The organism is Christiangramia flava JLT2011 (genome assembly GCF_001951155.1).
Lineage (GTDB): Bacteria > Bacteroidota > Bacteroidia > Flavobacteriales > Flavobacteriaceae > Christiangramia > Christiangramia flava.
In genome coordinates, this window is record NZ_CP016359.1 from 575001 (window position 1) to 595896 (window position 20896).

19 protein-coding genes, 5 tRNA genes and 2 rRNA genes (1 of these 26 running past the window's edge) are annotated in these 20896 nt (G+C 42.9%); 13 read left to right on the top strand and 13 right to left on the bottom strand.

The features are described from left to right. From GRFL_RS02210 to GRFL_RS02225, 4 genes are all read right to left on the bottom strand, one after another. Positions 1 to 637 (bottom strand): 23S ribosomal RNA (locus tag GRFL_RS02210) (it extends 2194 nt beyond the left edge of the window). Between the two features lie 210 nt (positions 638 to 847). Then, positions 848 to 924: transfer RNA gene (locus tag GRFL_RS02215), tRNA-Ala, on the bottom strand. Positions 925 to 1068: 144 nt separating this feature from the next. Then, positions 1069 to 1142: transfer RNA gene (locus GRFL_RS02220), tRNA-Ile, on the bottom strand. Between the two features lie 199 nt (positions 1143 to 1341). Beyond that, positions 1342 to 2871: ribosomal RNA gene (locus GRFL_RS02225) — 16S ribosomal RNA — on the bottom strand. Together the 16S and 23S rRNA genes with 2 tRNA genes alongside form the textbook arrangement of a ribosomal RNA operon. A 571-nt stretch (positions 2872 to 3442) precedes the next feature. On the opposite strand from GRFL_RS02225, the gene thrS reads away from it, so the two are divergent. The 4 genes from thrS to rplT all read left to right on the top strand — a co-directional run bounded on the left by thrS (position 3443) and on the right by rplT (position 6666). Beyond that, positions 3443 to 5395 (top strand): threonine--tRNA ligase, encoded by a 1953-nt coding sequence (gene thrS, locus GRFL_RS02230; protein ID WP_083643075.1) that lies wholly within the window; start codon positions 3443 to 3445, stop codon positions 5393 to 5395. Between the two features lie 21 nt (positions 5396 to 5416). After that, the gene (gene infC, locus GRFL_RS02235) at positions 5417 to 5968 is read left to right on the top strand and encodes a translation initiation factor IF-3 (protein ID WP_083643077.1); all 552 of its coding nucleotides are present in this window, start codon (positions 5417 to 5419) and stop codon (positions 5966 to 5968) included. A gap of 36 nt (positions 5969 to 6004) precedes the next feature. Beyond that, complete coding sequence (gene rpmI / locus GRFL_RS02240; protein WP_083643079.1) at positions 6005 to 6202, top strand: 50S ribosomal protein L35; 198 nt, start codon at positions 6005 to 6007, stop codon at positions 6200 to 6202. A 119-nt stretch (positions 6203 to 6321) separates the two neighbouring features. Then, positions 6322 to 6666, top strand: coding sequence for a 50S ribosomal protein L20 (gene rplT, locus GRFL_RS02245; protein ID WP_083643081.1), 345 nt, complete (start codon positions 6322 to 6324; stop codon positions 6664 to 6666). Positions 6667 to 6711: 45 nt separating this feature from the next. Here rplT and GRFL_RS02250 read toward each other — a convergent pair whose 3' ends face one another. From GRFL_RS02250 to tgt, 7 genes are all read right to left on the bottom strand, one after another. Next, a complete protein-coding gene (locus GRFL_RS02250; protein ID WP_083643083.1) occupies positions 6712 to 7134 on the bottom strand; it encodes a secondary thiamine-phosphate synthase enzyme YjbQ in 423 nt (140 codons plus the stop codon). Between the two features lie 12 nt (positions 7135 to 7146). Continuing rightward, positions 7147 to 8346: a glycoside hydrolase family 172 protein gene (locus GRFL_RS02255; RefSeq protein WP_083643085.1), complete on the bottom strand. Its 1200-nt coding sequence runs from the start codon at positions 8344 to 8346 to the stop codon at positions 7147 to 7149. A gap of 2 nt (positions 8347 to 8348) precedes the next feature. Further along, complete coding sequence (locus GRFL_RS02260) at positions 8349 to 9692, bottom strand: asparagine synthetase B (RefSeq protein WP_236995863.1); 1344 nt, start codon at positions 9690 to 9692, stop codon at positions 8349 to 8351. Continuing rightward, positions 9667 to 11217: a replicative DNA helicase gene (dnaB, locus tag GRFL_RS02265; RefSeq protein WP_083643087.1), complete on the bottom strand. Its 1551-nt coding sequence runs from the start codon at positions 11215 to 11217 to the stop codon at positions 9667 to 9669. Before dnaB ends, GRFL_RS02260 begins: the two co-directional genes overlap by 26 nt. A 167-nt stretch (positions 11218 to 11384) precedes the next feature. After that, positions 11385 to 12338: an acetyl-CoA carboxylase carboxyltransferase subunit alpha gene (locus GRFL_RS02270; protein WP_083643088.1), complete on the bottom strand. Its 954-nt coding sequence runs from the start codon at positions 12336 to 12338 to the stop codon at positions 11385 to 11387. A 97-nt stretch (positions 12339 to 12435) separates the two neighbouring features. Continuing rightward, positions 12436 to 13512 carry an LptF/LptG family permease gene (locus GRFL_RS02275; protein WP_083643090.1) on the bottom strand — a complete coding sequence of 359 codons (1077 nt, stop codon included), beginning with the start codon at positions 13510 to 13512 and terminating at the stop codon, positions 12436 to 12438. A 9-nt stretch (positions 13513 to 13521) separates the two neighbouring features. After that, complete coding sequence (gene tgt, locus GRFL_RS02280; protein ID WP_083643092.1) at positions 13522 to 14652, bottom strand: tRNA guanosine(34) transglycosylase Tgt; 1131 nt, start codon at positions 14650 to 14652, stop codon at positions 13522 to 13524. A gap of 166 nt (positions 14653 to 14818) precedes the next feature. On the opposite strand from tgt, the gene GRFL_RS02285 reads away from it, so the two are divergent. The 3 genes from GRFL_RS02285 (at position 14819) to GRFL_RS02295 (ending at position 17355) form a co-directional block, all read left to right on the top strand. Next, entirely contained in the window at positions 14819 to 15664 is an 846-nt protein-coding gene (locus GRFL_RS02285; protein ID WP_083643093.1) for a transketolase, read from the top strand. A gap of 21 nt (positions 15665 to 15685) precedes the next feature. Continuing rightward, positions 15686 to 16639 (top strand): transketolase family protein, encoded by a 954-nt coding sequence (locus tag GRFL_RS02290; protein WP_083643095.1) that lies wholly within the window; start codon positions 15686 to 15688, stop codon positions 16637 to 16639. 119 nt (positions 16640 to 16758) lie between these two features. Further along, positions 16759 to 17355, top strand: coding sequence for an outer membrane beta-barrel protein (locus tag GRFL_RS02295; protein WP_083645923.1), 597 nt, complete (start codon positions 16759 to 16761; stop codon positions 17353 to 17355). Positions 17356 to 17428: 73 nt separating this feature from the next. On the opposite strand, the gene GRFL_RS02300 is transcribed toward GRFL_RS02295, so the two are convergent. Further along, positions 17429 to 18385: an FKBP-type peptidyl-prolyl cis-trans isomerase gene (locus GRFL_RS02300; RefSeq protein WP_083643097.1), complete on the bottom strand. Its 957-nt coding sequence runs from the start codon at positions 18383 to 18385 to the stop codon at positions 17429 to 17431. Between the two features lie 79 nt (positions 18386 to 18464). Between GRFL_RS02300 and GRFL_RS02305 the strand changes: the two genes are divergently transcribed. From GRFL_RS02305 to GRFL_RS02315, 3 genes are read left to right on the top strand one after another with little or no spacing between them, the layout of a single operon-like run. After that, positions 18465 to 18860 (top strand): RNA-binding S4 domain-containing protein, encoded by a 396-nt coding sequence (locus GRFL_RS02305; RefSeq protein WP_083643099.1) that lies wholly within the window; start codon positions 18465 to 18467, stop codon positions 18858 to 18860. Beyond that, positions 18847 to 19440, top strand: coding sequence for a class I SAM-dependent methyltransferase (locus GRFL_RS02310; protein WP_341475763.1), 594 nt, complete (start codon positions 18847 to 18849; stop codon positions 19438 to 19440). The genes GRFL_RS02305 and GRFL_RS02310 overlap by 14 nt, the downstream gene beginning before the upstream one ends. Further along, a complete protein-coding gene (locus GRFL_RS02315) occupies positions 19437 to 19931 on the top strand; it encodes a phosphoribosyltransferase family protein (RefSeq protein ID WP_083643101.1) in 495 nt (164 codons plus the stop codon). The genes GRFL_RS02310 and GRFL_RS02315 overlap by 4 nt, the downstream gene beginning before the upstream one ends. Here GRFL_RS02315 and GRFL_RS02320 read toward each other — a convergent pair. Further along, a complete protein-coding gene (locus tag GRFL_RS02320) occupies positions 19923 to 20444 on the bottom strand; it encodes a shikimate kinase (protein WP_083643102.1) in 522 nt (173 codons plus the stop codon). The two genes, GRFL_RS02315 and GRFL_RS02320, sit on opposite strands and share 9 nt — an antisense overlap. A 126-nt stretch (positions 20445 to 20570) precedes the next feature. Here GRFL_RS02320 and GRFL_RS02325 point away from each other — a divergent pair. The 3 genes from GRFL_RS02325 to GRFL_RS02335 all read left to right on the top strand — a co-directional run bounded on the left by GRFL_RS02325 (position 20571) and on the right by GRFL_RS02335 (position 20871). Then, positions 20571 to 20643, top strand: a tRNA-Lys gene (locus GRFL_RS02325). A gap of 31 nt (positions 20644 to 20674) precedes the next feature. Beyond that, a tRNA-Lys gene (locus GRFL_RS02330) sits at positions 20675 to 20747 on the top strand. Positions 20748 to 20787: 40 nt separating this feature from the next. After that, positions 20788 to 20871, top strand: a tRNA-Leu gene (locus GRFL_RS02335). Positions 20872 to 20896: the final 25 nt, after the last annotated feature.

Consider the following 20896-nt stretch of genomic DNA (forward strand, 5'->3'; position numbering starts at 1 on the left):
GAAGTGCTTAACCTTGCTGGAAACGGTAACTCGTAGGCTCATTATGCAAAAGGCACGCCGTCACCCCAAAGGGGCTCCGACCGCTTGTAAGCGTATGGTTTCAGGTTCTATTTCACTCCCTTGTTCAGGGTTCTTTTCACCTTTCCCTCACGGTACTGGTTCACTATCGGTCTCTCAGGAGTATTTAGCCTTGGCGGATGGTCCCGCCGGATTCATACAGGGTTTCACGTGCCCCGCACTACTCAGGATCCTGCTAAAATTATATGCACTTACCCATACCGGGCTGTCACCGTCTATGGCTCATCTTTCCAGATGATTCTAGTTCATGATACAATCTATATTGCAGTCCTACAACCCCAATAAGTCCGTAAACTCATTGGTTTGGGCTACTGCGCGTTCGCTCGCCACTACTAGCGCAATCACTATTGTTTTCTCTTCCTCCGGGTACTTAGATGTTTCAGTTCCCCGGGTTCGCCTCCTTGCGGATACTTAGCCTTCAACTAAGTGGGTTGCCCCATTCGGATATCTGCGGATCAACTTGTATGTGCCAATCCCCGCAGCTTTTCGCAGCTTATCACGTCCTTCTTCGCCTCTGAGAGCCTAGGCATCCCCCATACGCCCTTATCTAGCTTGTATGCGTTTTGCTTCTAATGCTCGTGATCTATCTCTAGATCTTTCTTTTATAATGTATTTATTTACCTTAGATTATTCTATCTATAATTAAATAGCGTCTCTCGTATTATTTGTTTCTTCAATATGTCAATGAACGTTCTGTCTAGATTTGAGATCTTAGATATGAGATATTAGACAATCTAACATCTCAAGTCCAGCATCTAACATCTAAACTTGGTGGAGAATATCGGAGTCGAACCGATGACCTCCTGCGTGCAAGGCAGGCGCTCTAGCCAGCTGAGCTAATCCCCCATTTTTCAGTTATGAGTTCTTAGTTATGAGTTAAGAGTCTTTCCAACTCGTAACAAACCCAACTTCTAAAATTTCCTTTCAATATCTTTTAATGAACTTCGTAATTCCCTTTTCGCCCTAAGGCTTAAAAAATTACTTCTTAAGTAGTCTCAGGCAGACTCGAACTGCCGACCTCTACATTATCAGTGTAGCGCTCTAACCAGCTGAGCTATGAGACTGTCCTTTGTGTCATGTATAAGGTCAATTGTATAATGTATCAGAAAAAAACTTCCATATACAGCATACTTTATACAGTATACATCTCACATATAATCAAATTGACAGTATAAGAATCAAGACCAAAGAGGTCTTCTCTGTTAGTAACAACTCCCTATCTGGTAATTGCGCTGGCTGTTTATAAGTACAGCTTGGCTCTAGAAAGGAGGTGTTCCAGCCGCACCTTCCGGTACGGCTACCTTGTTACGACTTAGCCCCAGTTACCAGTTTTACCCTAGGCCGCTCCTTACGGTGACGGACTTCAGGTACCCCCGGCTTCCATGGCTTGACGGGCGGTGTGTACAAGGCCCGGGAACGTATTCACCGCACCATGGCTGATGTGCGATTACTAGCGATTCCAGCTTCACGCAGTCGAGTTGCAGACTGCGATCCGAACTGTGATAGGGTTTAAAGATTCGCATCCCCTCGCGGGGTAGCTGCCCTCTGTCCCTACCATTGTAGCACGTGTGTGGCCCAGGACGTAAGGGCCGTGATGATTTGACGTCATCCCCACCTTCCTCACGGTTTGCACCGGCAGTCTCGCTAGAGTTCCCGACATGACTCGCTGGCAACTAACGAAAGGGGTTGCGCTCGTTATAGGACTTAACCTGACACCTCACGGCACGAGCTGACGACAACCATGCAGCACCTTGCAATCTGTCCGAAGAAGGGAGTGTTTCCACTCCTGTCAGACTGCATTTAAGCCCTGGTAAGGTTCCTCGCGTATCATCGAATTAAACCACATGCTCCACCGCTTGTGCGGGCCCCCGTCAATTCCTTTGAGTTTCATTCTTGCGAACGTACTCCCCAGGTGGGTCACTTATCACTTTCGCTTAGCCACCCAGCCCTCAATTAGGCCGGACAGCTAGTGACCATCGTTTACGGCGTAGACTACCAGGGTATCTAATCCTGTTCGCTACCTACGCTTTCGTCCATCAGCGTCAATATAGTATTAGTGATCTGCCTTCGCAATAGGTGTTCTGAGTAATATCTATGCATTTCACCGCTACACTACTCATTCCAACCACTTCATACTAATTCAAGAACAACAGTATCAATGGCAATTCTCCCGTTGAGCGGAAGACTTTCACCACTGACTTATTGTCCCGCCTACGGACCCTTTAAACCCAATGATTCCGGATAACGCTTGGATCCTCCGTATTACCGCGGCTGCTGGCACGGAGTTAGCCGATCCTTATTCATACAGTACCGTCAAGCACCTACACGTAGGTGTGGTTCTTCCTGTATAAAAGCAGTTTACAACCCATAGGGCAGTCTTCCTGCACGCGGCATGGCTGGATCAGAGTTGCCTCCATTGTCCAATATTCCTCACTGCTGCCTCCCGTAGGAGTCTGGTCCGTGTCTCAGTACCAGTGTGGGGGATCTCCCTCTCAGGACCCCTACCTATCGTTGCCATGGTAAGCCGTTACCTTACCATCTAGCTAATAGGACGCATACTCATCTTTAAGCCATAAATGTTTAATTATAAATCCAGGTGAATCCATAATACTATGGGACATTAATCCACGTTTCCATGGGCTATTTCCCGCTTAAAGGCAGATTGTATACGCGTTACGCACCCGTGCGCCACTCGTCAGCAAATTAGCAAGCTAATTCCTGTTACCGTTCGACTTGCATGTGTTAGGCCTGCCGCTAGCGTTCATCCTGAGCCAGGATCAAACTCTTCATCGTTAATTCTTATATAATGTAACAACTACCAAGAAATTGCTCAGGTCTGACGTTTCGTCTTAATTCTTATACACTGAATTATATACCTCTATATAATCCCTGTCAATTCAATATGTCAATGATCTTCATCTTTGTTAGAACTTAAGGACTCGAACCCCTCTACATGCCCCGACGGCAGCTCCTTTTTTTCAACACCACTTGTTTTTCAAAGCGGCTGCAAATATACAACTGTTTTTTGCTTTCCACCAAAACTTTTTTGAAAAAATTTTTAGCAGCTGTTTTTTCTTCTTTCCTCTCCTTACACCCCCAACAACTCAGCAAAAAACCAACTCTCAATGAACAACACTTTCCTGCGAAAGCGGGTGCAAATATAAGACAGAAAAAGACACTCTTCCAAATCTCCAATAAACTTTTTTAGCAAATTTTTAAGTTTTAATGCTAACTCCCTGAACCTGAAATGCGTTTCAGAAAAATAAATTTTCAACCGGCTCCACACCTACAATATTATTAGTCATTCCAATATTGCGCAACCAATCCCAACACCTTATCTTTGTGCCTTCAAAAATTATTAAAAATGATCAAGATCACCCTGCCTGATGGCAGCATCAAAGAATTTGAAAACGGAGCCACTCCTATAGATGTAGCAAAAAGCATCAGTGAAGGTCTGGCCAGAAATGTCATTTCAGCAAAATTTAATGGAACTACGGTTGAAACGGTAACGCCTTTGACCGAAGACGGCGATCTTGTACTCTATACGTGGAACGATGAAGAAGGAAAAAAGGCATTCTGGCATTCTTCTTCTCACGTGATGGCCCAGGCAATCCAAGACCTGTATCCCGGCGCCAAGCTAAGCATTGGACCAGCAATCGACAATGGGTTTTATTATGACGTCGATTTTGGCGAGCATAAAATTTCAGATTCCGACTTTAAAAAGATCGAAGATCGAATGCTGGAGATTGCCCGAGGAAAGCATGATTTCCAAATGCGTGCTGTTTCCAAAGATGAAGCGCTGAATTTCTATAAAAAAGAGAACAATCCTTTTAAGGTAGAACTAATCGAAAATCTGGAGGACGGAACGATCACTTTCTGCGATCACGATACCTTTACAGACCTATGTCGCGGCGGACATATTCCGAATACCGGGATTATTAAAGCGGTTAAACTGATGAACGTTGCAGGAGCTTACTGGCGAGGCGACGAAAACAACCCTCAGTTAACAAGGGTGTATGGAATTTCCTTTCCGAAGCAAAAAGACTTAAAAGAATACCTTGCCTTATTAGAAGAAGCCAAAAAACGGGATCATCGTAAATTAGGAAAAGAGCTGGAATTATTCACTTTTTCCCAAAAGGTTGGTCAGGGACTGCCACTATGGCTGCCAAAAGGTGCCGCTTTGCGTGAACGCCTGGAAAATTTCCTGAAAAAAGCTCAGAAAAAAGCCGGATATGAAATGGTGGTTTCCCCACATATCGGCCATAAAGAATTATATGTCACTTCCGGTCATTACGCTAAATATGGAGAAGACAGTTTTCAGCCGATTCATACTCCTAATGAAGGAGAGGAATTTTTGCTGAAACCAATGAACTGTCCGCATCATTGTGAGATCTATAAATCTTCCTCCTGGAGCTACCGTGATCTTCCGAAGCGTTTTGCGGAATTCGGAACAGTTTATCGCTACGAACAAAGTGGAGAATTGCACGGACTTACCCGAGTTCGTGGTTTTACACAGGATGACGCACACCTTTTCTGTACACCAGACCAATTGGATGAAGAATTTAAAAAAGTAATTGATCTTACCTTATATGTATTCTCATCTTTAGGTTTTGAAAATTTTACGGCACAGGTATCATTACGCGATCCCGAGAATAAGGATAAATATATAGGAAGCGACGAAGTTTGGGAAAAAGCTGAAAATGCGATCCTGAATGCCGCCAAGGAAAAAGGTTTGAATTACGTAGTAGAAACCGGTGAAGCGGCTTTCTACGGACCAAAACTGGACTTCATGGTGAAAGATGCCCTTGGACGAAGCTGGCAGCTTGGAACCATTCAGGTAGATTACAACCTGCCAGAACGTTTTGATCTTACCTATAAAGGTAGTGATAACGAGGAACACCGCCCGGTGATGATTCACCGAGCACCTTTCGGAAGTATGGAGCGTTTTGTAGCTATCTTACTGGAACACACCGGTGGGAACTTCCCTTTATGGTTAATGCCCGAGCAGGCTATCATTCTCTCTCTCAGTGAGAAATATGAAAAATACTCCCAAAAAGTTTTAACTTTGCTTGAAAATAACGAAATTCGCGCCCTTGTAGACAACAGGAATGAGACTATTGGCAAGAAAATCAGGGAAGCCGAAGTGCAAAAATTCCCGTATATGCTGATAGTAGGTGAGCAGGAAGAGAAGGATGGTACGGTTTCTGTACGAAAACATAGCGAAGGAGATTTGGGAACGATGAGCGTAGAAGATTTTGCAAATTTGATAAATACCGAAATCAATAGTACCTTGAAACCTTTTGAAACTGAAGTTTAATTAAAATTTATAGCCATAGCAATAAGAAGGAAAAAACCGAATAAATTCGGGAGACAAAAAGAAGAGCAACACCGAATTAATGAAAAGATCAGAGCCGATAAAGTGCGTCTGGTTGGTGACAATGTAGAAATGCAGGTAATTCCTGCCAGACAAGCCCTGTCGCTTGCACAGGAAATGGGACTTGATCTGGTAGAGATTTCTCCAAATGCTGAACCACCTGTTGTAAAGGTAATGGATTATAAAAAATTCCTTTACGAACAGAAGAAGCGTGAGAAAGCCATGAAGGCCAAAGCTACGAAAGTGGTGGTCAAGGAGATTAGATTTGGACCAAATACAGATGATCACGATTACGAATTTAAAAAACGTAATGCGGAGAAATTCTTAAAGGAGGGTGCCAAATTGAAAGCCTTCGTATTTTTCAAAGGTCGCTCGATCGTATTCAAGGACAAAGGGGAAATCTTATTGCTACGTCTGGCCCAGGATCTGGAAGAATACGGAAAAGTGGAGCAAATGCCGAAGTTGGAAGGAAAGAGAATGACGATGTTCATGGCTCCAAAGAAAACAACGAAATAAGAAAATAAGAGAGTTAATTATAAAAGAAGGACTGAAATGCCTAAAATGAAAACGAAATCCAGTGCCAAAAAACGCTTTAAGCTAACTGGTACCGGAAAAATTAAAAGAAAGCACGCGTTCAAAAGTCACATCTTAACCAAGAAGTCTAAGAAACGTAAGCTAGCCTTAACTCACAGTACTTTGGTACATGATGCAGATAAGGAAAATGTGAAACTTCAGTTACGTTTGAAGTAAACTGAAGCAATTCAGGTTTCAATTAATGTTTAACCATGGAGTGCGGCAAAACAGTTAAAAATTAGAAAACTGTTTTAAAAGTACCGGAAACGGTCGCCTGCTACAAAAAAAGTAAAATTATGCCAAGATCAGTAAATTCTGTTGCGAAAAGAGCTCGTAGAAAAAAAGTTCTTAAGCAAGCCAAAGGTTACTTCGGACGTCGTAAAAACGTGTGGACAGTAGCCAAAAACGCGGTTGACAAAGCAATGTTATATGCTTACAGAGACCGTAAAGCTAAAAAACGTAATTTCCGTTCCTTGTGGATCATGCGTATCAACGCGGCTGCAAGAATGAGCGGGATGTCTTATTCTCAATTTATGGGGAAATTGAAAGCCAGCAATATCGATTTGAACCGTAAGGTTCTTGCCGATTTGGCGATGAACAACCCAGAAGCTTTTAAAGCGATTGTAGAAAAAGTAAAATAAACGATTATACTCTCTTATCGAAAAATCCCGCTCCGGCGGGATTTTTTATTTTCCATAGGCCGTCAAAACCAGTTTTCTTGCGCCACCATGATCGCGATGTTCGCAGAGATAAATTCCCTGCCAAGTTCCCAGATTTAACTTACCATTGGTTATTGGAATTTGTAGAGAAATTCCAGTTAAAGCAGTTTTGATATGTGCCGGCATATCATCGGGACCTTCCAATGTATGTTTGTAGTATGGCTGATTTTCCGGAACCATTTTATTAAAATGAGATTCAAAATCTTCGCGAACACTAGGATCAGCATTCTCATTAATTGTGAGACTTGCTGAAGTATGTTTGATAAAGACCTGAAGAAACCCCGCTTCAATTTTTGATATTTCTGAAAATTGACTCACTATTTCATCTGTTACCAAATGGAATCCCCTTGGTCTCGCCTTTAACCGTATTTCCTTCTGAAATATTCTCATAATTCTTACATCTTATTCTGACTGAATCAATCTCTCCTCAAGTTTCTGCAAAGCTGGTAACTCTGAAACTGGCTTATCTAAATAAAAATAAGCTGTGGCTGATACATCATCACTTCGATAAAAATTGGTCCATCCATCAGGTAAAGATGGATCTTCCAGGTCGTCAAAATCGCCTTCTAGCAATTTCACAAAACCATCTCGCGAATCTATCGTGATAGGTTTTAGAGCGACTCCCCTGTTAGCCATTTCCAGAACCTTTTCTTTCGGAGCTCCTCCAATTTGCTGAATTGTTACCCTAATGTCATTGTAGAAATAAACAGGATCGGGCTGATGATATCTGTAAAAAGCAAAAAGACCCTTTTTCGCATCAGCTATCGGCGATCCTTGGAATTGATGTGAAAAAGCACCCTGACCGTATGCAGTACCTATATAATCTTCCGTTCCCGAACCTACCAAACTTGGATAATCTGAGTCCCCGTCAATATACATCTTTACCTCTCCTTCGCCAAACCAGGTATCTTCATAAGACTCGGCTGTTTTCACCCCGATATTAGTTCCTAAGAAACGTCCTTTTCCGGAGATCTTCGGAAGAATTTCAAAATCCTTTCCGAGTTCTGTTTCCATCTCCCTGTGCCAGTAAGCATGGAAATAGCTTATCTTATGGTCAAAATGCTTTCTACTGAAATTAATATCATAAAAGAGCGCGCCAAGATCTTTATCTGATTCATTTCTCACAACAATCCTCGCGGCAGTTTTAAAAGGCATTGGAATATAGCAATTAAACGAGCGCCCTTCAGGATCGGTAAAAAAAACGCTTTCAAACGGCACGCGCTTCCCGAGTCCAATTCCGAAGAAATCGCCGATAGGAACTGAAACTGCAGGCTTCTCTTTTTGATCCCAATACATTTCTATCACCAAAGATCGTAATATCTCCGGACTACGATCACTGAAAGTCATCCAGATGCGGTTTACCACTCCGCTCCCTTCAATATTTAGCAGATCTATTGATTCCCCCGCCCTGATCTGATTAAAGGCATGACCTTTTGCTCCTTTGTTCTCTTTACCTCCCTCACCCTTTTCAGCCTTAGGGTTTTCAAAACTGGACCAGCCAGTGGTAGTGTTTTCCGGAATTTGATATAATTCCTGAGCGCCAGAATATTGAGCTGTCATCAAAAAAAAACCAATTACAACCAGTTTTATAATAGACTGCATTATTAGGTTTTTTGTGGTTTTTTCTTGGCCGCCGGAAAGAGAACATTATTCAGTATTAAGCGATAACCGGGAGAATTAGGATGCAGCTCGAGCTCGGTTTTAGGATCCCCAACCCGATGTTCATAATCTTCCGGGTCGTGCCCGCCGTAAAAAGTAAAAAAACCCTTGCCTTTGACGCCATGTATGTAACGCGCCTCACCATTCAATTTACATTCTCCCATAATCAGAACGCCAGGTTTGATTAAATCAGGATCAAAACTGGTTGTCTGGCCCATAAATCCTTTGACCAAACGGGTATGATTTTGCGTAAGCATCGTTGGTACCACGTCCCATTTAGCCGAATAATCCATTAGGGTAAAATAGTCATTTTCCGCAGCGATATTTCTTTTCGTAGTCATATCTATATCTGAAAATTCATAGACCATCGGGTTTCGCTCCAACTGAAAATCTTTAAAAGCAAAAGTATTTCCGAAGTCAATTTTTGACTGGTATCCGGGTTCGCTTGGATCACCATCAAACATAGGCTCACAGATATCCACGCCGTTTGCTGAAAGTGCAATATCAAAACTATCGGTCGCGCTGCACATGGCAAACATAAATCCACCGCCAATTACAAAATCCCTGATTTTGGTTGCAACTGCCAGTTTTTCTTCGGAAACCTTTGAATATCCCAGGTCTGCCGCAAGTGCTTCCGCATCTTTTTTATCCTGTATATACCATGGAGTCGTTCGAAAAGCGGCATAAAATTTTCCGTACTGCCCCGTGAAATCCTCGTGGTGCAGGTGCAGCCAGTCATACAATAACAAACCATCTGCAAGCACCTCCCGATCATAAATGGTTTTATACGGAATCTCTGCATAAGTCAGTGCCATAGTTACGGCGTCATCCCAGGGTTTATTGCCTTGTGGAGAATAGACTGCGATCTTCGGGGCTTTTTCCAGTTCCACGGCTTCCATATTTTTCGCTGGGCTATTAATTTCTTCTAATATCGAAGTGGCCTTAGCATCACTGACCTGTTCATAATCCACTCCTCGAATCTGGCATTCCTTCTGAAGGTTCTGTGCATCGGAAATTAAAAAAGCCCCCCCTCGATAGTTCAACAACCAGGTTACTTTTAACTGATTTTCCAGCGCATAATACACGATTCCATAAGCTTTCAGGTGATCTCCTTGGCTTTCGGCATCCATCGGGATCAGAATCCTGGAAGCCTGTGCTGAAAAAACTGTTAGCCATAGAAACAAAAACAGCAGACTTTTTTTACTGAAAAGTCTGCTGCTATTATTTTTAAACAATATGTTCTTATAGAATTTTTCTGAGCCTTTAAAATGGTACGTCGTTGTCATCATCAAAATCGTTCATGGAACTGCCAAAAGCTTCATCTGCACTCGGGTTTGGCAGATTATGATTTCCGAAACCGTCGTCATCATCCCCACTGTTCATCCTGGAAGGAATTTCAGAAGGAAAACTGAAGTCTTCTAAATTATCAAATTTACCGAGTTCTCCAATGAATTTCAGCCTGATATTTTCCAAACCACCATTACGGTGCTTCGCTACGATGAATTCTGCCTGCCCTTGTGTAGGCGTTCGTTCCTCATCATCCCATTCTTCAATTTTATAATATTCAGGACGGTAAATGAACGAAACGATATCCGCATCCTGCTCGATCGCCCCAGATTCCCTAAGGTCAGACAGTAAAGGTCTTTTACTCCCTCCACGGGTTTCCACCGCACGTGAAAGCTGTGAAAGAGCGATCACCGGAACGCTCAATTCTTTTGCCAGGGCTTTCAGGTTACGTGATATCGTAGAAATTTCCTGCTCCCTGTTTCCTCCCTTCTGGCTTCCTCCGGCGGTCATCAGCTGAAGGTAGTCAATTACGATCAGGCGAATGCCGTGTTGGGAAGCGAGACGTCTTGCTTTCGCACGAAGATCGAAAATAGACAGGGAAGGTGTATCATCGATAAAAAGCGGTGCTTTTTCCAGATCTTTTACCTTCACGTTTAATTGTTCCCATTCGTGCTGTTCGAGTTTACCGGTACGAAGTTTTTCCGAAGAAAGCCCGGTTTCCGAAGAAATCAAACGGGTAATCAACTGTACCGAGGACATTTCCAGGGAGAAGAATGCTACGGGAACACTTTGGTCTACCGCCATGTTTCTGGCCATCGAAAGCGTTAAAGCCGTTTTACCCATACCTGGTCGTGCCGCCACGATGATCAAATCTGAAGGTTGCCAACCGGAAGTAAGTTCATCCAATTTTTCGAATCCTGAAGGAATACCACTTAAACCTTCCTTATTGGAGATTTCCTGGATCTTTTTCTTCGCCTGCATGACCAAACTCTGGGCAGTTTCCGTGGAACGCTGAATGTTCCCCTGTGTTACTTCATAGAGTTTTGCCTCCGCGTTGTCCAGCAGATCAAAAACATCGGTTCCTTCATCATAAGCTTCCTCAATGATCTCACTGGAAATCTTGATCAGGCTCCGTTGAATATATTTCTGAAGAATGATCCTAGCGTGAAATTCGATATGCGCGGAAGAGGATACTTTCTGGGTAAGCTGAATCAAATAATAATCTCCCCCAGCCTTATCAAAATTTCCATCCTTTTTCAGCTGGTTGGAAACGGTTAATAAGTCAATTGCCTCAGAATTATCAAAAAGCTTTTTAACGGCGCCGTATATGAGTTTGTGGGCGTTTTTATAAAAAGCATCCGCATGAAGGATGTCGATGATCTCATCGACCCCTTTCTTATCAATCATCATCGCACCCAGAACAACCTCCTCTAAATCAATAGCTTGCGGAGGTATCTTGCCTTTTTCCAGGCTTACGACATTTTGCTTTTTATAAGAAATACTTTGAGGGGAGGTGATTTTTTCCATATAACGAAAGTAACCAATTTGTTAATGCAATCTTAAAAAATGCGGCCGAACTTCCTTCACAGGTCATCAACAAATTGGATGTTGATAAGTTTTATTTTCTGTTAATAAGATAAAAAAATCCGGAAAGAAAATTCCGGATTTTCAAAGACGTTTTATAAACAAAGAATCTATCCGTCGAACACACCCATTGCCAGGTACTTGTCCATTCTTTTTTCGATACGCTCCTTTGGTGATAAGTTTTTCAAATCATCATAAGCTTGAGAAATTGAAGATTTTACCGTATCAAAAATCTCGTCGCGATTGCCGTGCGCACCACCAAGCGGTTCTTTAATGATCTCATCGATCAGTTTCTGCTTTTTCATATCGGTGGCGGTAAGTTTTAAAGCTTCTGCCGCCTGCTCTTTATAATCCCAGCTTCTCCAAAGAATGGAAGAACAGGATTCCGGAGAAATAACCGAATACCACGTATTTTCCAGCATCATCACCTTGTCTCCCACTCCAATTCCTAATGCTCCGCCACTGGCTCCTTCCCCAATGATCACCACGATAATTGGAACTTCAAGCCTGGTCATTTCCAGGATATTTCGGGCGATGGCTTCTCCCTGTCCGCGCTCTTCAGCTTCCAGGCCAGGATAAGCTCCCGGGGTATCTACAAAACACACTACAGGAATATTGAATTTTTCCGCAGATTTCATCAGGCGAAGTGCCTTCCGGTAACCTTCTGGATTTGCCATTCCAAAATTGCGATACTGGCGGGTTTTGGTATTGTAACCTTTTTGCTGACCAATGAACATATAGCTCTGGTCACCAATTTTCCCCAGACCACCGATCATCGCCTTGTCATCGCGTACATTTCGATCTCCATGCAGCTCCAGGAAGGTGTCTCCACAAATAGCATGAATGTAATCTAATGTATATGGGCGGTTGGGATGGCGCGAGATCTGAACCCTTTGCCAGGGCGTGAGATTTTTATAGATTTCCTTCTTTTTCTCTTTAAGTTTCTTCTCGATTTGCTTGCAGGTCGCCGTTACGTCTACCTCACTCTCTTCACCGATATTGCAAGCTTTTTTATACTGATCTTCTAACTCCTTAATAGGTTGTTCAAAATCTAAATATTCCATAGTTGGGTATGGTATTTAATTTTACAGCCTACAAATATAATAACTTTTAAAGGGATGGATTCCCGTTCGGTCTTAAATTTCTTCAGAAGTTTTGAGATTAGCGCTTGGCTCGTAGTAATAGCACTACTGCGAGGAGCCCGAAAACAAAATTAGGGAACCAAACCGCCAAAAATGGAGAAAAAGTAGATTGTTCCGCGATAGTTCCGAAGACCTTGTCGAAGAAAACATAGACAAATGCCAGTGAAATCCCCACTGCCAGGTTCACGCCCATTCCGCCCCTTCTTTTAAACGACGAAACCGCTACCGCAATAATGGTAAGAATGAAAGCTGAAACGGGAATACTCCATCTTTTATAGGCCACTACCAAATAACGATTGATGTTACCGGAGCCTCTGCGTTGTTCTTTTTCAATAAAATCGTTGAGTTCGGTGAAATTAAGGGTTTCCGCGATATAATTTTCAGGAGTGAGTTCATCAAATTCGAACGGAAGAAGGGTATCCAGGGTTCGTAGATACAGAATACTGTCCCGCTCCTTCCCCACAATTCTCTTGTCTACCCGCTTTAAATGATATAAACTGTCTTCTTCTTCCCATTTCAAGGTCGATGCGCTGAGCTTGAACTTCAGTTCGTTATTTTCAAAATGCTCCAATGTGAAATTCCTGGCCGATTGTGATTTAGGCTGAAAATGACTCGCGTAAATGAATTCCTGATCATTGATCTGCCGGTAAACATCGCTGGTTTCCTGGGCCTCCTTCCCTTTTTTCAGGTACTGATAAATAAATTCATTATAGCCTTTATTCGCCTGTGGCGCGAGATACATGGAACTGGCCAGCGCTCCAAGGCATACGATCGTCGCCCCGATCAGGTACGGTCTTAGAAAACGATAGAATGAAACTCCACTGCTCAGATAGGCGATAATTTCGGTATTCATCGCCAGTTTTGACGTGAACCAGATCACTGAAAGGAACAGGAAAATTGGGAATAAGAGATTGGCAAAATAGATGATGAAATCGAAATAATAATACACCACCTCCATGAAGGGCACCTGGTTTTCCAGGATCTTATCGATCTTTTCCGCAAGATTTACGGTAATCCCGATAGGAATAAATAGGAAAAGCATCGTGAGAAAAGTTCCCAGATAGCGTTTCAGAATGTACCAGTCAAGAATCTTCAAGTTCCCGGATTATAATCGTTTATCCATTTGTTTTACCATCTTATCCTTCCAGGGGGTAAAATCTCCGGCTAAGATATGTTTTCTTGCCTCTCTTACCAACCAAAGATAAAAAGCCAGGTTATGAATGCTCGCAATTTGCCTGCCAAGCATTTCATTTACTGAAAATAAATGCCGAACGTAAGCCTTGCTGTACATCGTATCTACAAATGAAGTTCCTTCTTCATCCAAAGGCGAAAAATCGTCTTCCCACTTTTTGTTTTTGATGTTGATGGTCCCGTGAGCCGTAAACAGCATTCCATTTCGGCCATTACGGGTAGGCATCACACAATCGAACATATCGACTCCTAACGCGATATTTTCCAGAATATTGATGGGTGTTCCAACGCCCATCAGGTAGCGCGGCTTATCTTCCGGAAGAATATTGGTCACCACTTCAGTCATGGCATACATCTCTTCCGCGGGTTCCCCTACTGAAAGTCCGCCGATCGCATTTCCTTCAGCTCCGGCATTGGCGATATATTCCGCAGATTCCATCCGCAGATCTTTATAGGTGCTTCCCTGAACGATAGGAAACAAGGTCTGGCTGTAGCCGTATAGCTCGGGAGTCTTTTTTAGATGGGTCATACAACGATCCAGCCAGCGATGTGTCATATGCATGGATCTTTTGGCATAGTGATAATCGCAGGGATAGGGCGTACATTCGTCAAAAGCCATGATAATATCGGCACCTATTGCGCGCTGAATTTCCATGACGTTTTCTGGAGTAAAAGTATGATAGGAACCATCGATGTGCGATTTAAACTTCACTCCTTCCTCCTTGATCTTTCGCCTGGCGGAAAGGGAATAAACCTGGTAGCCACCACTATCAGTAAGGATATTACGGTCCCAGTTCATGAATTTATGAAGTCCACCGGCTTTTTTCAGAATATTGGTTTGCGGCCTGAGATATAGATGATAGGTGTTCCCGAGGATAATATCAGGATTAATGTCTTCTTTCAGTTCTGTCTGGTGCACTCCTTTCACAGAAGCCACCGTTCCAACCGGCATAAAAATGGGCGTTTCGATCACCCCATGATCGGTTGTGATCTTACCGGCTCGAGCCTTGCTTCCCGTATCTTTGCCTTTCAGTTCAAATTTCATAGTACGCTTTAATGGGCGCAAAGATACTGAAGTTAAGTGCAAATTGAATGAAACCAACGCATTCGTGTTAGTAAAGTGACAAAAAAGTTGATAACTGCAATAGTTGCACTTGGCTAAAGATTTTAGAAAACCTATTTTTGTTTGCAGTTAAACAACACGATAAAAAATGCCAGAAATCAAAGAATTACAGGATTTTGCCACCCAGGTTAGGCGGGATATTTTACGAATGGTGCATAAGGTGAATTCGGGGCACCCCGGTGGATCTTTAGGTTGTACCGAATTTTTCACGGCGCTCTATAAAGAAGTGATGGATCACCATCCAGATTTCAATATGGACGGAAATGGGGAAGACCTGTTCTTCCTTTCAAATGGCCATATTTCACCAGTATTTTACAGCGTGCTGGCTCGCACCGGTTATTTCCCTGTAGAAGAACTGAGTACTTTTAGACTGATCGACTCCAGGCTACAGGGACACCCAACCACTCACGAAGGCTTACCGGGAATACGGGTGGCTTCAGGATCGCTGGGCCAGGGAATGAGTGTGGCTATCGGCGCTGCTCAGGCAAAAAAACTGAATAAAGATAAACATCTGATCTTCTCGCTCCACGGAGACGGGGAACTTCAGGAGGGACAAAACTGGGAGGCGATCATGTACGCTTCAGCAAAAGGTGTAGATAACCTAATCGCTACTGTAGATCTTAACGGACAGCAAATTGACGGAAGTACGGAAACCGTTCTACCAATGGGTAATCTTCGCGCTAAATTCGAGGCTTTTGGTTGGGATGTAATGGAAATTGAAGACGGGAATGATATTGAGCAGGTGATCAAAGGGCTTCAGGAAGCTAAAACCAGAACCGGCAAAGGCAAACCAGTTTGTATCCTGATGCATACAGTGATGGGACATGGTGTGGATTTCATGATGCATACGCATGCCTGGCATGGTAAAGCTCCAAATGATGAGCAGCTGGAAAACGCACTTTCTCAAAACCCTGAAACTTTAGGCGATTATTAATCTCCCTTCAAAAAGAACATTATGAAAGAATATAAAAATACAGGAAGTAAAGATACACGTTCAGGTTTTGGTGATGGGCTTACCGAACTGGGACGCACGAATCCAAATGTAGTAGCCCTTTGTGCTGATTTGATCGGTTCATTAAAAATGCAGGATTTCATCGATGAAAATCCAGAGCGCTTTTTCCAGGTTGGTATTGCAGAGGCCAACATGATGGGAATGGCTGCCGGGCTGACCATTGGCGGAAAAATTCCTTTTGCCGGGACTTTTGCCAATTTTGCGACCGGTCGTGTGTACGACCAGATCAGGCAAAGCATTGCCTATTCCGGGAAAAATGTAAAGATCTGTGCATCCCACTCCGGGGTAACCCTTGGAGAAGACGGTGCAACTCACCAGATTTTAGAAGACATCGGCTTGATGAAAATGCTTCCAGGGATGACCGTCATCAATACCTGTGATTACAACCAGACGAAAGCCGCCACTATCGCTATCGCAGAACACGAAGGGCCGGTTTACCTTCGTTTCGGAAGACCAAAAGTGGCCAATTTTACTCCGGAAGACCAGAAATTTGAGATTGGTAAAGCAGTAAAATTATATGAAGGAACCGATGTCACGATCGTTGCAACCGGTCACCTGGTTTGGGAAGCAGTTCAGGCAGCCGTAGAGCTGAACGAAAAAGGTATCAGTGCCGAAGTGATCGATATGCATACGATCAAACCACTGGACGAAAAAGCCATTTTAGAATCGGTTAAAAAAACCGGCTGCATCGTGACTGCTGAAGAACACAACTATCTTGGAGGTCTGGGGGAAAGCGTTGCAAGAACCCTTTCTCAACATCAGCCAACACCTCAGGAATTCGTTGCTACCCAGGATACTTTTGGGGAAAGCGGAACTCCGGCACAATTAATGGATAAGTACGGTCTGAACGCAAAGGCCATCGTCAGCGCTTGTGAAAAAGTGATGAAGAGAAAATAATTCAGCATTAAAACTGAAGATCAAGCCTTTCCGTTTCAGGAAAGGCTTTTTTATTTGTTTCAGAAATAAGGCCGATTTTTAAACGTTATAATAACCTAACAAATAACTTAGATGCTATGATGAAGAAATTTTTGATTGCCGCCATTTTCATGACCGGAAGTTTTGTCTTTGCACAAAACGCTTCCTTTGGGATCACCGGTGGTTTTAATTACGGAGCGACCGGAGATTATGAAAATTTCAGTATGTTCACTGAAGATGCTTCGCAAATCGTAAAAGGGAAGGAAAAAGCCGGGTTTCATGCCGGACTTTACGGCCAGTTTGAGCTGGCAGGAATTTTCATAAGACCAGAGTTACTCTACACTGAACTGAATACCGATTATAAGGATTTTGACTATGCGCTTAAAAAGATCGACGCTCCGGTCCTGGTGGGCGTAAATGTAATTGGCCCTTTAAATATTAAGGCTGGACCATCCTTTCAGTATATTCTGAAAAACGAGCTGCAAAATACTTCTTTTGAAATTGGAGAGGTAGACAAGCAGGTTACGGTTGGCTACCAGCTGGGAGTGGGGTTACAATTTGGCAGATTAGGATTTGATGCTCGATACGAAGGAGCTTTTTCTGAAAATGATGCATTTGGAGAGATGGCAAATGATAATAATTTCCGGATTGATTCCAGGCCATCACAGTTTATTCTGAGCCTGGCTTACGAATTATAAAAAGACCATTAAAGCAAAAAAAATCCCCGGGAATTTTTCCCGGGGATTTTTTTTATACTGTTATTCTTCAATATTAATCATTCTTAAAGAAGTCGGGGTCCAGATAATCAGGTGTTCCGTCTCCATTGGTGTCAGTTAGAGTGATCGCTCCTGTTTCTTCATCAATTTCGATCTCATCGCGCGTTGGCGTACCATCACCATCATCATCTGTATCCGAGCTATTGGCCAGGCCATCTCCATCTGTATCATCAGTAAATAGTTCTTTATCACCATCCAGGTCTTCCATATACGAGGGAATACCATCCCCGTCATGATCAGCCTGGTTCACATTATATAATTTGAAACTGAATACCAAAGGTTTGTAGGCACCGATCTTGGTGGTAGGAGGTGCAGCAAAATAGCCTAAACCGGAAGGAATGAATAAAGCACCAATTCCGTAATCATCATTCCACTTAACGGTATTATCAGCCTGAATCTCATAACCAGATGCTCCACCGAACTCTTCCAGTCCTCTTGCAAAACCAAGAATAGTTCCGCCATCCTGTCGAATTGTTCCGTTAGAAATATACTGGTAACCACCAAGATCAAACCACAAAGAAGCTTTATAATAACTATTGAAAACGGTATGATCTAAAAGCTCACCCCGGTAACCAACATAAGTAGAATCAGCAAAAGTGGGCTTTTCTCCTGCACCTTCCCTTACTTTCAGAACATATAATAATTGATCTACACCTTCGTAGTTAATGGTTTTGGTAAAGAGCTTATCAGATTCTATTATTGCCGTTTTTCCAGCATTATCGCCGGCGATCGTATCATACACTATCTCGTAATCGAAACCTTCAGGCGGGTTTTCGAACTCCTCATAATTGTAAAAGTGAGTAGAAAGGTACTCGATAATTGCCTGGTCATCAGCAATGGCCTGTTCCCCTCTATCCCGAAGGTTCACCGTGGTGTCACCATCATCGTCTTTCTTACAGCTGAAAACCAGTATCGATACTAAAAGAATTACAGCAAGTCTGTTTATCTTCATAGAAATTTATTTTGGACGCGCAAGATACAATATTCTAGTATTTTTGCTTAATAATGAACGTTGATTTAGGGAGCAAATTATGAGAGTGGACAAGTTTTTATGGTGTGTACGATATTTCAAGACCAGAAGCATCGCTACCAATGCCTGCAAGCAGGGAAAAGTGAAGATTGGAACCGAAAATTTAAAACCATCAAAAGATGTTTTTCCTGGTGATCAACTGGTGGTGAGAAAGAACCAGATCAATTACGAACTGGAAATCCTGGATCTACCCCCAAACCGTGTAGGTGCCAAGCTGGTGAATATCTACGTACAGGATAAAACCCCGAAAGAAGCCTTTGAAAAACTTGATCTTCTGAAATATTCCAAAGATTACTACCGAAAAAAAGGAACGGGGCGCCCTACCAAGAAAGATCGGCGTGATATCGATGACTGGTTTGATAACGCTTCGGAAAATACAGAAGATGATGGACTCTAATAAGAATTTTTGGGAAGAGCGATATGAGGAAAATAGAACCGGATGGGATATTGGTGAAATTTCCACTCCTTTAAAGAATTACATCGACCAGCTCCAGGATCAGGATCTGAAAATTTTGATTCCAGGCGGTGGCAATTCCTATGAAGCAGAATATCTTTTCCAAAACGGTTTTAAAAACGTACATGTGGTCGACATCGCTTCACAGCCGCTGCAAAACCTGAAAAACCGGGTTCCAGATTTTCCGGAATCCCATTTGCACCACGAAAATTTCTTCAGCCACCAGGAGAGGTACGATCTTATCCTGGAGCAAACGTTCTTTTGTGCACTACAGCCCAAGATCCGCGCCAGTTATGCGGAAAAAGTTTCCGAATTATTAGAGGAAAATGGGAAAATAGCCGGGATTCTTTTCAATTTTGAATTTACCAACGACGGGCCGCCCTTCGGAGGCTCCAAAGACGAATATTTGACGTATTTTAGTCCGTATTTCAAAATCGATATTTTCGAGGAATGTTACAATTCGATCCCGCCGCGACAGGGAAAAGAACTCTTTTTTAAATTCAGCAAAAAGCCGGAAGCATGAGCCACCCCATTTTGAACAACGAGCAGATTCAGCATAAAATCAGAAGAATTGCTTACCAGATCTACGAAAACAACATAGACGAAAATGAGATCATCATTGCCGGAATTACCAACAGCGGTTTTACCCTGGCCAAACGCATCAAAAAGGATCTCGACCAGATTTCGGAAATAGACTCTACGATCTGCGAAGTACGGGTAGATAAGAAAAACCCGCTAGAGCCTATCGAGACTTCCCTGTCCTCTGAAGAATACACCAATAAATCGATCGTCCTGGTAGACGATGTATTGAATTCAGGAACGACGCTCATTTACGGCGTAAGACATTTTTTGGCAGTACCTCTGAAGAAATTCCAAACCGCAGTCCTTGTTGACAGAAATCACAAAAAATATCCTGTAAAGGCCGATTTTAAAGGCATTTCTCTTTCCACTTCGCTGAACGAAACAGTGAAAGTGGTTTTTGAAGAAGGGAATGACCGAGTGGAATTATCGTAGTTTTTCCTGAATCGCCGCGCAAATTTGCTCAGGTGACTGCTCATCACAGGAAAGGATCAAATTGCTTTGGTTGTAGTAAAAACCTCTTTCAAATAAGTGCTTTCTGATAAACTCCTCTAATTTTTCCCGATCTTCCAGGTGACTGATTACCGGCCGGTGCTCCTTCTCCTTCCAAAGACGTTCCAGTAAAATTGGTATAGAATATTTCAGGTACACGGTCGTGTTTTCGGCAGAATTTTGAATGACCTGAAGATTATCTCCGTAACAAGGAGTTCCGCCGCCCAGAGAAATGACCAAGGCTTCCTCCATCTCCAGTAATTCGTCTAAAGCCGCCCGTTCTTTTTTCCTAAAATAAATTTCGCCTTTCTTCTGAAAAAGGCTACTGATCTTCTCATCTTCCTGATCTTCAATATACTGATCCAGGTCTACAAATCGATGTTTTAGTCGTTCAGCCAGCAACTTTCCAACCGTAGATTTGCCCGATCCCATATAGCCTAAAAGAAAAATTTTCATATTCTAACCTTCTTAAAATGAGTGAAAGGCAAAACTATGATAAAATTATACCAATTTAGGCTTGAAAAATAAATTAATGGGTGTATATTTGCACCCGCATTCGCAAAAAAGCAGAATGTATTTATTGATCTGGTAGCTCAGTTGGTAGAGCATCTCCCTTTTAAGGAGAGGGTCCTGGGTTCGAGCCCCAGCCAGATCACTTTTTAGTTCTTAATAATACTGTTTTTAACGATCTGGTAGCTCAGTTGGTAGAGCATCTCCCTTTTAAGGAGAGGGTCCTGGGTTCGAGCCCCAGCCAGATCACTTTTTCTACAGGGAATTCTTCTTGAAAACCCTTGATTTCGCCCGGGTGCTGGAACTGGTAGACAGGCATGGTTGAGGGCCATGTGTCCATTAGGGCGTGCGGGTTCGACTCCCGCCTCGGGCACTTTTTCAACTCCCGAATTTCTTAT

What these genes read in the sequence shown, in the direction of transcription:
- thrS (WP_083643075.1), top strand. Translation starts at nt 3,443, where the DNA reads ATGATCAAGATCACCCTGCCTGATGGCAGCATCAAAGAATTTGAAAAC.
- rpmI (WP_083643079.1), top strand. Translation starts at nt 6,005, where the DNA reads ATGCCTAAAATGAAAACGAAATCCAGTGCCAAAAAACGCTTTAAGCTA.
- rplT (WP_083643081.1), top strand. Translation starts at nt 6,322, where the DNA reads ATGCCAAGATCAGTAAATTCTGTTGCGAAAAGAGCTCGTAGAAAAAAA.
- GRFL_RS02250 (WP_083643083.1), bottom strand. Translation starts at nt 7,134, where the DNA reads ATGAGAATATTTCAGAAGGAAATACGGTTAAAGGCGAGACCAAGGGGA.
- GRFL_RS02255 (WP_083643085.1), bottom strand. Translation starts at nt 8,346, where the DNA reads ATGCAGTCTATTATAAAACTGGTTGTAATTGGTTTTTTTTTGATGACA.
- GRFL_RS02260 (WP_236995863.1), bottom strand. Translation starts at nt 9,692, where the DNA reads ATGATGACAACGACGTACCATTTTAAAGGCTCAGAAAAATTCTATAAG.
- dnaB (WP_083643087.1), bottom strand. Translation starts at nt 11,217, where the DNA reads ATGGAAAAAATCACCTCCCCTCAAAGTATTTCTTATAAAAAGCAAAAT.
- GRFL_RS02270 (WP_083643088.1), bottom strand. Translation starts at nt 12,338, where the DNA reads ATGGAATATTTAGATTTTGAACAACCTATTAAGGAGTTAGAAGATCAG.
- tgt (WP_083643092.1), bottom strand. Translation starts at nt 14,652, where the DNA reads ATGAAATTTGAACTGAAAGGCAAAGATACGGGAAGCAAGGCTCGAGCC.
- GRFL_RS02285 (WP_083643093.1), top strand. Translation starts at nt 14,819, where the DNA reads ATGCCAGAAATCAAAGAATTACAGGATTTTGCCACCCAGGTTAGGCGG.
- GRFL_RS02290 (WP_083643095.1), top strand. Translation starts at nt 15,686, where the DNA reads ATGAAAGAATATAAAAATACAGGAAGTAAAGATACACGTTCAGGTTTT.
- GRFL_RS02295 (WP_083645923.1), top strand. Translation starts at nt 16,759, where the DNA reads ATGAAGAAATTTTTGATTGCCGCCATTTTCATGACCGGAAGTTTTGTC.
- GRFL_RS02300 (WP_083643097.1), bottom strand. Translation starts at nt 18,385, where the DNA reads ATGAAGATAAACAGACTTGCTGTAATTCTTTTAGTATCGATACTGGTT.
- GRFL_RS02305 (WP_083643099.1), top strand. Translation starts at nt 18,465, where the DNA reads ATGAGAGTGGACAAGTTTTTATGGTGTGTACGATATTTCAAGACCAGA.
- GRFL_RS02310 (WP_341475763.1), top strand. Translation starts at nt 18,847, where the DNA reads ATGATGGACTCTAATAAGAATTTTTGGGAAGAGCGATATGAGGAAAAT.
- GRFL_RS02315 (WP_083643101.1), top strand. Translation starts at nt 19,437, where the DNA reads ATGAGCCACCCCATTTTGAACAACGAGCAGATTCAGCATAAAATCAGA.
- GRFL_RS02320 (WP_083643102.1), bottom strand. Translation starts at nt 20,444, where the DNA reads ATGAAAATTTTTCTTTTAGGCTATATGGGATCGGGCAAATCTACGGTT.